Raw genomic sequence first — 13,944 nt, forward strand, 5'->3', positions numbered from 1 at the left:
TTTCGTGACCTCGGCGTGGGATCGCTCCCGTGTCACGGGGTGATTCCGCTGTGTGAGGGGCTGTTCGGCCCTCCCGGGCACGAAGGACCGGCTCCCCGTGAACCGGCCATGTTCCCGGGACGGCGGCCGGTTGTCGGTGCGGCGCCCTAGACTCGGAGAGCGATGAGCAGCCTCTTTGACGACAGCTTCCTGGCGGACCTCCAAGCCCCTCGCGGGCGCGAGGAGGAGCCCCCGCCGCCGCCCGAGGACGATCACGCTCCGGAGCCGCTTCCGGACGATCTGTTCGGTGGGAAGTTCGACGTGCCGCCGGACCGGGACGCGTACTACCGCGACGGCGCCCCCCGCCCCGCGATCGACGCGGCAGCCCTCCTGGAGGGGCTGAACGAGAACCAGCGCGCCGCGGTGGTGCACGCCGGCTCCCCGCTGCTCATCGTCGCCGGCGCCGGCTCCGGCAAGACCCGTGTGCTCACCCACCGCATCGCCCACCTGCTCGCCGAACGGAACGTGCACCCGGGCCAGATCCTCGCGATCACCTTCACCAACAAGGCCGCGGGCGAGATGAAGGAGCGCGTCGAGCAGCTCGTCGGCCCGCGCGCGAACGCGATGTGGGTCATGACCTTCCACAGCGCGTGCGTGCGGATCCTCCGGCGCGAGTCGAAGAAGCTCGGCTTCACGTCGAGCTTCTCCATCTACGACGCCGCCGACAGCAAGCGCCTGATGGCCCTGGTCTGCCGCGACCTGGACCTCGACCCCAAGCGCTTCCCGCCCAAGTCCTTCAGCGCCAAGATCAGCAACCTCAAGAACGAGCTGATCGACGAGGAGGACTTCGCCGCCCAGGCCGCGGACGGTTTCGAGAAGACCCTCGCCCAGGCCTACGCGCTCTACCAGTCGCGGCTGCGCGAGGCCAACGCGCTCGACTTCGACGACCTGATCATGACGACGGTCAACCTGCTGCGCGCCTTTCCGGACGTTGCCGAGCACTACCGCCGCCGCTTCCGGCACGTCCTGGTCGACGAGTACCAGGACACCAACCACGCCCAGTACGCGCTGGTGCGCGAGCTGGTCGGCACGGGTGAACGTGCCGCCGAGGACGTCGACACCCCGCCGGGCGAGTACGACCTCCCGCCCGCCGAACTCTGCGTGGTGGGTGACGCGGACCAGTCGATCTACGCCTTCCGGGGCGCGACCATCCGCAACATCCTCCAGTTCGAGGAGGACTACCCGAACGCGACGACGATCCTGCTGGAGCAGAACTACCGCTCCACGCAGACCATCCTGTCCGCCGCCAACGCGGTCATCGAGCGCAACGAGTCCCGCCGCCCGAAGAACCTGTGGACCAATGCCGGACAGGGCGCCCGGATCACCGGCTACGTCGCCGACACCGAGCACGACGAGGCCCAGTTCGTCGCCGACGAGATAGACCGCCTCACGGACGCGGGCGAGGCGAAGTCCGGGGACGTCGCCGTCTTCTACCGCACCAACGCCCAGTCCCGTGTCTTCGAAGAGGTCTTCATCCGCGTCGGCCTGCCCTACAAGGTCGTCGGCGGCGTCCGCTTCTACGAGCGCAAGGAGGTCCGGGACGTCCTGGCCTACCTGCGCGTCCTCGCCAACCCCGAGGACTCGGTGCCGCTGCGCCGCATCCTCAACGTCCCCAAGCGGGGCATCGGCGAGCGCGCCGAGGCGATGATCGACGCCCTCTCCCAGCGCGAGAAGATCAGCTTCCCGCAGGCACTGAAGCGCGTGGACGAGGCGTACGGCATGGCCGCGCGCTCCACCAACGCGGTCAAGCGGTTCAACACGCTGATGGAGGACCTGCGCACGATCGTGGAGTCCGGCGCCGGACCGGCGACCGTCCTGGAGGCGGTTCTCGAACGCACCGGCTACCTGGCCGAGTTGCAGGCCTCGACCGATCCGCAGGACGAGACCCGCATCGAGAACCTCCAGGAACTCGCGGCCGTGGCCCTGGAGTTCGAGCAGGACCGCGGGGAGGGTGAGTCGGTGGCGCTGTCCGACTTCCTGGAGCAGGTCGCACTGGTCGCCGACTCCGACCAGATCCCCGACGAGGACGAGGAAGGCTCCGGCGTCATCACCCTGATGACCCTGCACACCGCCAAGGGCCTGGAGTTCCCGGTCGTCTTCCTGACCGGCATGGAGGACGGCGTCTTCCCGCACATGCGCGCCCTCGGCCAGACCAAGGAGCTGGAGGAGGAGCGGCGGCTGGCGTACGTCGGCATCACGCGCGCGCGGGAGCGGCTCTACCTCACCCGGTCGGCGATGCGCAGCGCCTGGGGGCAGCCCTCGTACAACCCGCCCTCCCGTTTCCTGGAGGAGATCCCGGCCGCCCATGTGCAGTGGAAGCGGACGGGAGCCGCCGCCCCGGTGTCCTCCGGGCCGGCTTCCGGGATCGTGTCCTCGCTGTCCTCGTCCCGCTCCCGCTCGTCGGCGGCGGGCGCGTCCGGGTTCGCCACCCGGCGGGCCTCCGAGAAGCCGGTGGTGTCCCTGGCCGTCGGCGACCGGGTCACCCACGACCAGTTCGGGCTCGGCACGGTCGTCGCGGTGTCGGGCGTGGAGGACAAGGCCCAGGCGACGATCGATTTCGGGGACGGGAAGCCGAAGCGGCTGCTGCTGCGGTACGCGCCGGTGGAGAAGCTGTAGGGAGACGAGTGAGCCCCGCCGGATCGGCGGGGCTCGGTTCGTCGGCGGCTCAGGTCGGGTCCAGGCCGTGGCTGCGCAGCCACGGCAGGGGGTCTATGGCCGCCCCGCCCGCCGGACGTACCTCGAAGTGCAGGTGCGGGCCGGTGGAGTTGCCCGAGTTGCCGGAGTAGGCGATCGGGTCGCCGGCCTTGACGGCCGTACCGGAGGCGACGCGGTAGCTGGAGAGGTGGCAGTACCAGGTCTCCGTGCCGTCCTTCGCCGTCACGATCATCATGTTGCCGTAGGCGCTGTTCCACTTCGTGGAGACGACGCCGTCGGTCGCGGACATCACCGTGGTGCCGTACGAGACCGGGAAGTCGATGCCCGTGTGCACGGACATCCAGTTCACGCCTGCCTGGCCGAAGTAGGCGCTGAGCCCGTGCTGCGTGACCGGCAGCGCGAACTTGGGACGCAGCCGCTCCTTGAGCGCGGCCTCCGCAGCCGCCTTCTTCTGCTGCAGTTCCTGCTGCGCCTTGAGGTCGATGCGCTCCTGCGTCCGGCTGGCCCGGTCGGCGAAGTCGTCGGCCCCGGCGGAGAGGGTCCGCAGCTGGGCGTCCAGCTTGCTGTTGGCGACGGACGGCTTCACCGCGTGCGCGTGCGCGTCCGAGGCGGAGGCGGTGGTGTCCTTGCCGTCGTCGGTCAGGCCGCCGACGGAGGCGGCGGCGATCCCGGCGACCCCCATCACACAGACCGAGGGCACGGCGACGGTCAGCAGCGCGGAGCGCTTGGGGGGCGTACGGCGCCGGGAACGCGCCGCGCTGCGGGAGCCCGCGCGGGTCGCCGGGGCCGGGGTGGCCTCTTCCTGGTCGTCGAGCAGGGACGGGACTGCGGGCAACTCGCCCGTGTCGCCCAACTCGCCGTGCTCGGACGGGATTTCGATGAACTCGTCGACGTGCTCGAAGGAGGCCGTGGCCTGCTGGTCGAACGGTTCGCCGACCTGCTCGAACGTGGCCGTGGCCTGCTGGTCGAACGGTTCCGCAAGCTGCTCGTGCGCCGCGGCCGTGCCGTCGGAGTTCCACTGCGTGGCGTCGTACGCGCCCGTGTCGAACGTCTGCGTGCCCCACTGCCACTGCTGGGTGGGGTCGGCGACGGCGGACTGGTCGGGCTGGAGCCAGGCGTTCGCGTCCCACTGGCCGCTGATGTCGTTCCCGGTGGCCTGAGCGGGGACCGACCAGGCGGTGTTGTCGTACACGCCCGAGTCGTAGGCGGCGTGGTGCTGGGCCGCGTACGGGTCGTAGTTCAGGGTCTGGCCGGTGCCGGTCTGCCACTGCGTGGTGTCGTACGCGCCGGTGTGCTGCTCATTGCCCGGGAGGCCGCCGAAGAGCGGGTCGGTGGCGAAGGATCCGGTGCCGGTGGTGCCGCTCGCAAAACCTGTGGCGTCGTAGCCGCCGTACGTGGTGAGGTCGTCGTACTGGGCTTCCTGCGCCCCGTACTGCGCGTAGTGCGCGGCGGAGGCGTCGGAAGCCGGGGCCGGGGTGGTCATGGTCCCCGACGGGTGACGGTCGTTCACCAACTTCTCTTTCGCCTCGACAACAGGGGCTGCCAGAGCAGTGCGGCGACTGTACCCGGCGGTACGCGGGCGCGACAATCTTCCGCCGGTTTCGCGTGGGCCGGAAACGGGCAATCGGCCGTGTTTTGGCGGACGGCGGACACGAGTTTGGCCCTGTGTTCGAAGAGTGTTCGATGTCAGGTGACCGTGCGTCACCTGTGTACCGGCTGTGCCGCGCCCATGCCGTCGCCTTGACCGCCTGTCCGGCCGCCGCCCTCAGGCCACCGTCAGGCCGCCGCTGAGCGGTTCCTCGGGGAGGGTGTTGTCGAGCGCCTCGCGTATCCCGGCCGCCACCGCGGGGTGCACCGGCAGCGCGAGATGCCCGATCCCGGTCACCAGGACGTTCAGGACGTCCAGGTCGGGATGATCGACGCAGGCCGTCTCCGGCGGGTCCATCACGGAGTCGAGGTCGCTCCAGAAGCTGACGAACCGGGTCCGGCAGCCCTGCGCGGGCCGGGTCAGCTCCTCGATCACCTCCGAGCCGGGCCGCATCTGCCGCACGATCGGATGCGCGCTGGCCAGCGGTACGGCCCGGGTGCCGGAGTGCGGGGTGCCCAGCGTGACCAGCGTGCGCACCCGCAGGTCACCGCCCAGGCACTGTACGTAATAACGGGCGATCAGTCCGCCGAGGCTGTGCCCCACGATGTCGACCTGGACGCTTCCGGTGCGTTCGCAGATCTCCTCGACGTGCCGCCCCAGCAGTTCGGCCGCGGTGCGAATGTCGCAGGTCAGCGGAGAGTAGTTGAGCGATTCGACGCGCTGCCTGCCGTTGCGGGCGAGGCTGCGGCGCAGCAGGACGAAGACCGAGCGGTTGTCGATGAAGCCGTGCAGCAGGACGACCGGAGGTCCGGGCCGGTCGGGCAGCCGTGTGGCGCAGTCCTCGGCGGGGAGCGCGGGGGAGCGGCGCTCCTGGGTGAGGCCGGTCGGATACAGGAGCAGGTGGCCGGCCAGGATCGCGGCCTCGAGCGCGGTCGCCTTGATGAGGGTCACGGACAGCTCGACCAGTCTGCCGGGCCACAGGCGCCGGTAGAGCGGGAGGAAGAGTGGCAGTACCCCGGTGACCTTCATGGGCCGACCTCCTGTCGGCACACGGAGAGACGGCTCTATCCCCCGTGCGCCCTCATGTCCCACCATGTGATTTCCCCCTCGCTGCGCACCGTAAAACCGCCGGTTGCGGGATGCTGGAGATAACGTTCGTTCACTTCCCGACGGGTGGCGGAACGTGCCAGATATGCGGTACTTGTCGGTACGGACGGAAGCGGTCGCTTCCGTGGTCGCTTGATGGAGGCAGTGATGGGTGTGGCAGCCGGTCCGATCCGCGTGGTGGTCGCCAAGCCGGGGCTCGACGGCCACGATCGTGGGGCCAAGGTCATCGCGCGGGCGCTGCGCGACGCCGGTATGGAGGTCATCTACACCGGGCTTCACCAGACGCCGGAACAGATCGTCGACACCGCCATCCAGGAGGACGCCGACGCGATCGGCCTGTCCATCCTCTCGGGCGCCCACAACACCCTCTTCGCCGCCGTCATCGACCTCCTCAAGGAGCGCGACGCCGCGGACATCCTCGTCTTCGGCGGCGGCATCATCCCGGAGGAGGACATTCCGCCGCTGAAGGAGAAGGGGGTCGCGGCGATCTTCACGCCCGGCGCGACCACCACGGCGATCGTGGAGTGGGTCCGGGAGAACGTGCGTCAGCCGGCCGCTTCCGGGGGCTGAGCCCCGACGCCGGACGGGCCGGTCTCGCCCAACTCCGCGGCCATCGCCGCCCGCAACCGCAGCGTGCTCACCAGCCGCTGGAACGCCTCCGCCCAGTAGCCCCCGGCGCCGGGCGAGGCGTCCTCGCGTTCGTCGGGTATCGCCAGCAGGCCGTCCAGCCGGGCGGCCTCGGCCGGGTCCAGGCAGCGCTCGGCCAGCCCCATCACCCCGCTGAAGCTCCAGGGGTAACTGCCCGCGTCCCGGGCGATGTCGAGGGCGTCCACCACGGCCCGGCCGAGCGGGGCGCCCCAGGGGACGTCGCACACCCCGAGCAGCTGGAACGCCTCGGACAGGCCGTGGGTCGCGATGAAGCCCGCCACCCACTCGGCCCGTTCCCCGTCCTCCAGCGCGGCCAGCAGCTTCGCCCGCTCCGCCAGGGACACCGCCCCGGGCCCGCCGGCCTCCGGCGCCGACGGCGCCCCGAGCAGCGCCCTCGACCACGCGGCGTCCCGCTGCCGCACCGCCGCCCGGCACCAGGCGGCGTGCAGTTCGCCCTGCCAGCCGTCGGCCACCGGCAGCGCCACGATCTGCTCGGGGGTACGTCCGCCCAGCCGGCCCGGCCAGGTGCCGAGCGGTGCCGCCTCCACCAACTGGCTCAGCCACCACGACCGTTCACCTCGGCCTGCGGGGGGTTTGGCCGCCACGCCGTCCCGCTCCATGTCCGGGTCGCACTCGAGGGGTGCCTCCACGACGATCGTGGGCCTGCTCCCCATGTGGTCGACGGCCACGCAGGCCGTGGCCCGCACCGCCATCCGCGCGGCGAGCGCCGAACCCGGCAGCGTGGACAGCAGCTCCGCCGCCGTGGCCCGGACGTTGCGGCTGCGATCGCCCAGGGCCTGCTCCAGGAACCGCTCGTCCTCGGCGGACAGGCCCGTGCGCAGCGCGTCGAGGAACATCAGCCGGTCCTCGGCCCGCTCCGTCGCCCAAGTGGCGGTCAGCAGCTCCCGGGCTGGGCCGGGCGTGCGGGCGCGCAGGGCGGACAGCAGGGCGACCCGCTCGGCGAACAGGCCCTCCTGCCACAGCTGTTGCACCGCCTCGTCGTCCTCGAGGTCGGGCAGCGCCGCTCCGCCGCCCGGTGCCGAGCGCAGGGCGAACCGCCAGTCCGGGTTCAGCCGGGCCAGCCACAGGGCCCGCGGACCCGCGAACGCCAGCGCCGCCGGCCGCAGGTCCGTACGGCCCCGGGCGGCGTCCAGCAGTGCGGGCAGTGCCTGCGGGGGCGCCGCGTACCCATGGGCGTTGGCCGCCGCGAGCCACTGCGGGAGCAGTTCCATGAGGTCCGGTGCGCTGCCCCGCCTGCCACCGCCTCCGCCGCCGGAACGGTCGGCCAGCAGCAGGGCGAGCCTGCGCGCGGCGGCGGCGGGCAGCGCCGGACGGGGATCCTCGGGAGCGGGCTCCGGCCGCCGCGCGGCCGGGCCGGGCCGCAGCCCGGCCCGCCGTCGCAAGGTGGTCACGGCGGCGGCGTCCAGCAGGGCCACGGGCGCTTCCCGCCCGGGCCCGGCCGCCACCGGGGGGCGCCGGTCGGTGCCGAGGAGGGCGGTGGTGACGAGGTTCTCCCAGGAGGATGGGACCAGGGCCTGGCCGGCCGTCGCGGTCGAGGCTGCGTGCATCACGTTCCCTTCTCTTCGTGTCCCTCGGTGTTCGGGCAGGTCAGCACAGCGTCACCGGCGCGCCCGGGCCCTCGGGCCATGCCGTCAGTGGGGTGAAGCCGCGGTGGCCGCACTCGCCGAAGACCTTGACGGGGGCGCCGCCGGAGAGGGCCACCAGGCGCCACAGGCCCGGGCGGGAGCGGGCGGACGGGGTGAGCGGGAGCGCCGAGTCCGCTTCGGCGTCGGCCAGTTGCCAGGAGCCCGGTTCGGTGTCCGGCGTCGGTATGACACGGTCCAGCGTGACCGGGACCGACTCCAGCCAGGGGTCCTCGCGCAGGGCGTCGCCGTAGCGGGCCGCGGCCCGGGCCGTGCTCACGCCCGGCGGGCGCAGTGCCACGGGTGCGGGCGGGGCGTGCTGCTCGCCCAGGGCCGCCCGCAGCTGTCCGGCGCCGGGGAACACGGACAGGTCGGCCTCCAGCGCCAGACCGACCGGCAGGGACAGTTCCGGTGCCCGGCCGGCCGCGCCGTAGGAGAGGAGCAGCCGGGTGCGGCCCGACTCGGCGCCGTGGAGCCAGATCCGGCGCGTCGTCAGTTTCGGGTCGACCGTGTCGTACTGGGCGAGGACCAGCCAGCGGTCGCGCACCGGCGGGCCGTCCGCCGAAGCGGGCAGGCCGAGCCGGGAGCGGACCGTCGCCGCGAGGGCGTCCGGCAGTCGGTCGCGGCGCAGCCAGCCCTGGTCGAGCAGATGCAGCAGCGCGCACTCCTCCAGCAGGCGCGCCGGCCAACCCGGGCCGGAGGCGGGTATCGCTCCCAACTCCCGCACTCGCGCCGCCAGTCCGGGGGCCTGCGCGTCGACCATGCGGGCCGCCGTCTCGTCCCACATCCCGTATCCGGTCTGTTCGGCCGAGGCCAGGCCGCCGCGCAGCAGGTCCGCGAGGCGCTGCTCCAGCTCCGTCGCGCCCGCCGTGACCCGCTCGGCCCGACGCTCCGCCCGGCGCCGCGCCGCCTCCGGGTCAGCGGACCCGGGTGCGGAACTCCCCCCGCCCTCCGCCCGTTTGCTCTCCGCGCGCCTGCGTCTGCCCGAGAGCCACTGCTCGGCCCACTCCGGCGGCTCGGCCACCGCAGGCACCGCGCCGTCCCCCTCCGCCCACAGCAGCAGCAGCCCGAGCGCGTGTTTGCACGGGAACTTCCGGCTCGGGCAACTGCACTTGTACGCGGGCCCGGCCGCGTCCGCGAGGTCCACCACCGTCTGGTACGGCCTGCTGCCACTGCCCTTGCACAGCCCCCACACCGTCCCTTCTCCGCTGCCCGACCCGGACCACGGTCCGGCCGTGCCCAGCTTGCTTCCCGCCTTGCGTGACGCGGCGTCAGGCGCCAGTGCCAGCACCTGCTCCGCGGTCCAGCGCACCCCCTGCTCAGTCATGCCACCGACGGTAGATCCCACCACTGACAATCGGCCCAGCGAGCGTGTCTGTGCAGGTCAGAGCGATTGTCAGTGGCGTGGTGCACGGTGGATGCCAGATCCGAACCGGCCGAGCTGGAGGGGGCCTCAGCCATGACTGTGTCCGTGGAACCGACGTCCGTCGAAGCGAGCGGGAGCGAGGGCTCGCAGGCGTTGCGACCGCATGCCGAGCACGCCTTCGCCGCCGAACTCACCGCGCTGGCCGCCCAGGACGACCGCCCGCGCCCGGCCCGCTGGAAACTGTCGCCGTGGGCGGTGGCGACCTATCTGCTCGGCGGCACCCTGGCGGACGGCACGGTGATCACACCGAAGTACGTGGGCCCGCGCCGTATCGTCGAGGTCGCCGTCACCACCCTCGCCACCGACCGCGCGCTGCTGTTGCTCGGCGTGCCCGGCACGGCCAAGACCTGGGTGTCGGAGCACCTCGCGGCCGCGGTCAGCGGCGACTCGACCCTGCTCGTCCAGGGTACGGCGGGCACGCCGGAGGAGGCGATCCGCTACGGCTGGAACTACGCGCAGCTGCTCGCGCACGGACCCAGCCGCGACGCCCTGGTGCCGAGCCCCGTCATGCGGGCCATGGCCGAGGGCATGACGGCCCGCGTGGAGGAGCTGACCCGCATCCCGGCCGACGTGCAGGACACGCTGATCACGATCCTGTCCGAGAAGATCCTGCCGATCCCGGAGCTGGGACAGGAGGTGCAGGCGGTCCGCGGCTTCAACCTCATCGCCACCGCCAACGACCGCGACCGCGGCGTCAACGACCTCTCCAGCGCGCTGCGTCGCCGCTTCAACACCGTGGTGCTGCCGCTGCCGGAGAGCGCCGACGCCGAGGTCGACATCGTCACGCGCCGCGTCGAGCAGATCGGCCGCTCCCTCGACCTGCCGGCCGTGCCGGACGGCATCGAGGAGATCCACCGGGTCGTGACGGTCTTCCGCGAGCTGCGCGACGGGATGACCGCCGACGGCCGGACGAAGCTGAAGTCGCCGAGCGGCACGCTGTCCACCGCGGAGGCGATCTCCGTCGTCACCAACGGCCTTGCGCTGGCGGCCCACTTCGGCGACGGCGTGCTGCGCCCGGGTGACGTCGCCGCCGGCATTCTCGGTGCCGTCGTCCGCGACCCGGCGGCCGACCGAGTCATCTGGCAGGAGTACCTGGAGACGGTCGTCCGCGAGCGCGACGGCTGGAAGGACTTCTACCGGGCCTGCCGGGAGGTGAGCGTGTGAGCGACGACTCCACGTGGGGCACGGCCCCTGCCTCCGGGCCGCTGCTGCTCGGCGTTCGGCACCACGGGCCCGGCTCCGCGCGCGCTGTGCGGGCCGCCTTGGAGGCCGCCCGGCCCGGTGTCGTGCTGATCGAGGGGCCGCCCGAGGCCGACACGCTGATCCCGCTCGCCGCCGACCCGGACATGCGGCCGCCGGTCGCCCTGCTCGGCCACGCCGTGGACGAGCCCGGCCGCTCGGCGTTCTGGCCGCTGGCCGAGTTCAGCCCCGAGTGGGTGGCGATCCGCTGGGCCCTCGAACAGGGCGTCCCGGCCCGCTTCATCGACCTGCCCGCCACACACACGCTGGCGTGGGACACGGAGCCGGAGGCGCCGTCCGACGTGGACGGCGAGGACGGCGAGGACGGCGAGGACGGCGAGGACGGCGAGGACGGCGAGGACCGCGAGGGCGAGCCGGGCGCAGTGGCGGGCCTGCGCGTCGACCCCCTCGCCGTGCTCGCCGAGACCGCCGGGTACGACGATCCCGAGCGCTGGTGGGAGGACGTCGTCGAGCACCGGGGCCCGGGGCAGCAGGATCCCTTCGCTCCGTTCGCCGCGCTGGAGGAGGCCATGACGGCGCTGCGCGAGCGCTACGGCGTCGGCGGGCGGCCCCGCGACCTGGTGCGGGAGGCCCACATGAGGCTCCAGGTGCGGGCCGCCCGAAAGGAGTTCGGGGACGCGGTGGCCGTGGTGTGCGGGGCGTGGCACGTACCCGCGCTGCGGGAGAAGGCCGCCGTCACCGTGGACCGGGCGCTGCTGAAGGGGCTGCCCAAGGTCAAGGCGGACCTGACCTGGGTGCCGTGGACGCACCGCAGGCTGGCCCGGTCGAGCGGGTACGGCGCCGGGATCGACTCGCCGGGCTGGTACGGGCATCTGTTCCGGGCGCCGGACCGGCCGGTCGAGCGATGGCTGACCAAGGTGGCGGGGCTGCTGCGCGAGGAGGACCGGATCGTCTCCTCCGCGCACGTCATCGAGGCGGTGCGGCTCGCCGAGACCCTCGCGGCCATGCGCGGCCGTCCGCTGCCCGGCCTGAGCGAGACCACCGACGCCGTGCGCGCGGTGATGTGCGACGGCTCGGACGTGCCGCTGGCGCTGGTGCACGACCGGCTGGTGGTCGGAGACGTGCTGGGGGAGGTGCCGGAGGCGGCGCCCGCGGTGCCGTTGCAGCGTGACCTGGCCCGGGAGCAGCGCCGGCTGCGGCTCAAGCCGGAGGCGCTGGAGCGCGAGCTGGAGCTGGACCTGCGCAAGGAGACCGACGCCGGCCGCAGCAGGCTCCTGCACCGGCTGCGGTTGCTCGGCGTCGGCTGGGGCGAGCCGGCCGAGTCGCGGGGGAATACGGGCACCTTCCGGGAGACCTGGCGGCTGCGCTGGGAGCCGGAGTTGTCGGTGCGGGTCGCCGAGGCGGGGGTGTGGGGGACGACCGTGCTCGCCGCGGCCACGGCCAGGGCGGAGGCGGACGCGACCACCGCGGAAGCCCTCGCGGAGGTCACCGCGCTCGCCGAGCACTGCCTGCTGGCCGGGCTGCCGGACGCGCTGCCGGTGGTGATGCGGGTGCTCGCCGACCGGGCGGCCCTCGACTCGGACGTCGGCCACCTCGCCCAGGCGCTGCCCGCCCTGGTCCGCTCGCTGCGCTACGGCGACGTTCGCGGCACTGACACCGGCGCGCTGGCCGGTGTCGCGGCGGGCCTCGCCGAGCGGGTCTTCGTCGGCCTCCCGCCGGCCTGCGCCGCCCTGGACGCGGACGCGGCGGAGGAGATGCGCGGCCATGTCGACGCCGTGCACGGCGCCGTGGGACTCCTGGCGGAGACCCTCACCGGCACTCCGGACACCGGCCGGGGGGACCTGCGCGGCCGCTGGCGCACCGTGCTGCGGACCCTGGCCCTGCGGGACACCGTGCCCGGTGTCATACGGGGGCGGGCCGTCCGGCTGCTGCTGGACGACGGCGAGCTGCGGCCCGAGGAGGCGGCCCGGCTGATGGGCCTGGTGCTCTCGCCGGGGACACCGCCCGCCGACGCGGCCGCCTGGATCGAGGGCTTCGTCGGCGGCGGGGGCGGCATGCTGCTGGTGCACGACGAGCGGCTGCTCGGCCTGGTCGACAGCTGGCTGACCGGGGTGCCTGCGGAGGCGTTCACGGACGTACTGCCGCTGCTGCGGCGCACGTTCTCGGCGTACGAGCCCGGAGTGCGCAGAACCCTCGGCGAACTGGTGCGGCGCGGGCCCGGAGGGCACACCGGCCCGGCGGCCCCGGCGGCCGGACTGCCCGGCTTCGCCGCCGAACCGGACACCGAGCGCGCGGACGCCGTGCTGCCGGTGGTGCGGCTGCTGCTCGGCCTGGACGCGGAGCGGGAACACGCGGCAATTCGTGACAACAGCCTTGCGAGGGTGGGCATATGACAACCGAAGCGATGGCGGCCGGGGCACCGGCCGAGTACGCCGACCCCGCGCGCGAGCGGCTGCGGCGCTGGCGGCTGGTGCTCGGCGGCGACCGGGCGGACGGCACCGGATGCGCCCTGTCCGGCCGCGACGCGGCGATGGACGGAACGCTCACCGCGCTGTACGGCAAGGGGGACAAGCCGCAGACAGGGCGGGACCGTTCGGCGGGGCTCGGTGCCTCGGCGCCGTCCGTGGCGCGCTGGCTCGGGGACATCCGCACCTACTTCCCGTCCTCCGTCGTCCAGGTCATGCAGCGCGACGCCATCGACCGGCTCGGGCTGGCCGCGCTGCTGCTGGAGCCGGAGATGCTGGAGGCGGTGGAGGCCGACGTGCACCTGGTCGGCACGCTGCTCTCGCTCAACAACGCGATGCCGGAGACGACGAAGGAGACGGCACGCGCGGTCGTGCGCAAGGTGGTCGAGGACCTGGAGAAGCGCCTCGCCACCCGCACCCGGGCCACCCTCACCGGCGCCCTGGACCGCAGCGCGCGCATCAGCCGGCCGCGCCACCACGACATCGACTGGAACCGCACCATCGCGGCCAACCTCAAGCACTACGTGCCCGAGTACCGCACGATCGTGCCGGAGCGGCTCATCGGGTACGGGCGGGCCGCGCAGTCCGTGAAGAAGGAGGTCATCCTCTGCGTCGACCAGTCGGGCTCGATGGCGGCGTCCGTGGTCTACGCGTCCGTGTTCGGGGCGGTGCTCGCCTCCATGCGGTCGATCAACACGCGACTGGTCGTGTTCGACACGGCGGTCGTCGACCTCACCGACCAGCTGGACGACCCGGTCGACGTCCTCTTCGGCACCCAGCTCGGCGGCGGCACGGACATCAACCGGGCGCTCGCCTACTGCCAGTCGCAGATCACCCGGCCCGCCGAGACGGTGGTCGTGTTGATCAGCGACCTCTACGAGGGCGGCATCCGCAACGAGATGCTCAAGCGGGTCGCGGCGATGAAGGCGTCCGGGGTGCAGTTCGTGGCCCTGCTCGCGCTGTCGGACGAGGGGGCGCCCGCCTACGACCGTGAGCACGCGGCCGCGCTCGGGGCGCTCGGCGCACCCGCCTTCGCCTGCACGCCCGACCTGTTCCCGGAGGTGATGGCGGCGGCGATCGAGAAGCGTCCGCTGCCCATACCGGACACCGCGTGACGCCGGGCTGGAAAAGGGACATGACTACCCATCGGTAACAGGGGGGTTGCGCTACCTC

9 protein-coding genes are annotated in these 13,944 nt (G+C 73.1%); 5 read left to right on the forward strand and 4 right to left on the reverse strand.

Annotation, left to right across the window (positions count from 1 at the left end):
• Window positions 1-162 precede the first annotated feature (162 nt).
• Window positions 163-2,655 carry a DNA helicase PcrA gene (gene pcrA / locus ACWC5O_RS36050; RefSeq protein WP_450584141.1) on the forward strand — a complete coding sequence of 831 codons (2,493 nt, stop codon included), beginning with the start codon at window positions 163-165 and terminating at the stop codon, window positions 2,653-2,655.
• A 49-nt stretch (window positions 2,656-2,704) separates the two neighbouring features.
• Here pcrA and ACWC5O_RS36055 read toward each other — a convergent pair whose 3' ends face one another.
• Together ACWC5O_RS36055 and ACWC5O_RS36060 are read right to left on the reverse strand one after the other, a co-directional pair.
• Window positions 2,705-4,204 carry a M23 family metallopeptidase gene (locus ACWC5O_RS36055; RefSeq protein WP_450584140.1) on the reverse strand — a complete coding sequence of 500 codons (1,500 nt, stop codon included), beginning with the start codon at window positions 4,202-4,204 and terminating at the stop codon, window positions 2,705-2,707.
• Between the two features lie 255 nt (window positions 4,205-4,459).
• Complete coding sequence (locus ACWC5O_RS36060; RefSeq protein ID WP_450584138.1) at window positions 4,460-5,311, reverse strand: esterase/lipase family protein; 852 nt, start codon at window positions 5,309-5,311, stop codon at window positions 4,460-4,462.
• Between the two features lie 225 nt (window positions 5,312-5,536).
• Between ACWC5O_RS36060 and ACWC5O_RS36065 the strand changes: the two genes are divergently transcribed.
• Entirely contained in the window at window positions 5,537-5,959 is a 423-nt protein-coding gene (locus tag ACWC5O_RS36065; RefSeq protein ID WP_450584136.1) for a cobalamin B12-binding domain-containing protein, read from the forward strand.
• Here the strand turns inward: ACWC5O_RS36065 and ACWC5O_RS36070 are convergent.
• Together ACWC5O_RS36070 and ACWC5O_RS36075 are read right to left on the reverse strand one after the other, a co-directional pair.
• The gene (locus ACWC5O_RS36070) at window positions 5,935-7,605 is read right to left on the reverse strand and encodes a DUF5691 domain-containing protein (protein WP_450584135.1); all 1,671 of its coding nucleotides are present in this window, start codon (window positions 7,603-7,605) and stop codon (window positions 5,935-5,937) included. The two genes, ACWC5O_RS36065 and ACWC5O_RS36070, sit on opposite strands and share 25 nt — an antisense overlap.
• A gap of 40 nt (window positions 7,606-7,645) precedes the next feature.
• The gene (locus ACWC5O_RS36075) at window positions 7,646-9,007 is read right to left on the reverse strand and encodes an SWIM zinc finger family protein (RefSeq protein WP_450584133.1); all 1,362 of its coding nucleotides are present in this window, start codon (window positions 9,005-9,007) and stop codon (window positions 7,646-7,648) included.
• Window positions 9,008-9,139: 132 nt separating this feature from the next.
• Between ACWC5O_RS36075 and ACWC5O_RS36080 the strand changes: the two genes are divergently transcribed.
• The 3 genes from ACWC5O_RS36080 to ACWC5O_RS36090 are packed head-to-tail and all read left to right on the forward strand — an operon-like array spanning window position 9,140 to window position 13,886.
• Window positions 9,140-10,270, forward strand: a complete 1,131-nt coding sequence (locus tag ACWC5O_RS36080) for an ATP-binding protein (protein ID WP_450584131.1) — start codon at window positions 9,140-9,142, stop codon at window positions 10,268-10,270.
• Window positions 10,267-12,699 (forward strand): DUF5682 family protein, encoded by a 2,433-nt coding sequence (locus ACWC5O_RS36085; RefSeq protein ID WP_450584129.1) that lies wholly within the window; start codon window positions 10,267-10,269, stop codon window positions 12,697-12,699. Before ACWC5O_RS36080 ends, ACWC5O_RS36085 begins: the two co-directional genes overlap by 4 nt.
• Window positions 12,696-13,886: a VWA domain-containing protein gene (locus ACWC5O_RS36090; protein WP_450584128.1), complete on the forward strand. Its 1,191-nt coding sequence runs from the start codon at window positions 12,696-12,698 to the stop codon at window positions 13,884-13,886. The genes ACWC5O_RS36085 and ACWC5O_RS36090 overlap by 4 nt, the downstream gene beginning before the upstream one ends.
• Window positions 13,887-13,944 lie beyond the last annotated feature (58 nt).

It is taken from the genome of Streptomyces sp. NPDC001450, assembly GCF_053597295.1.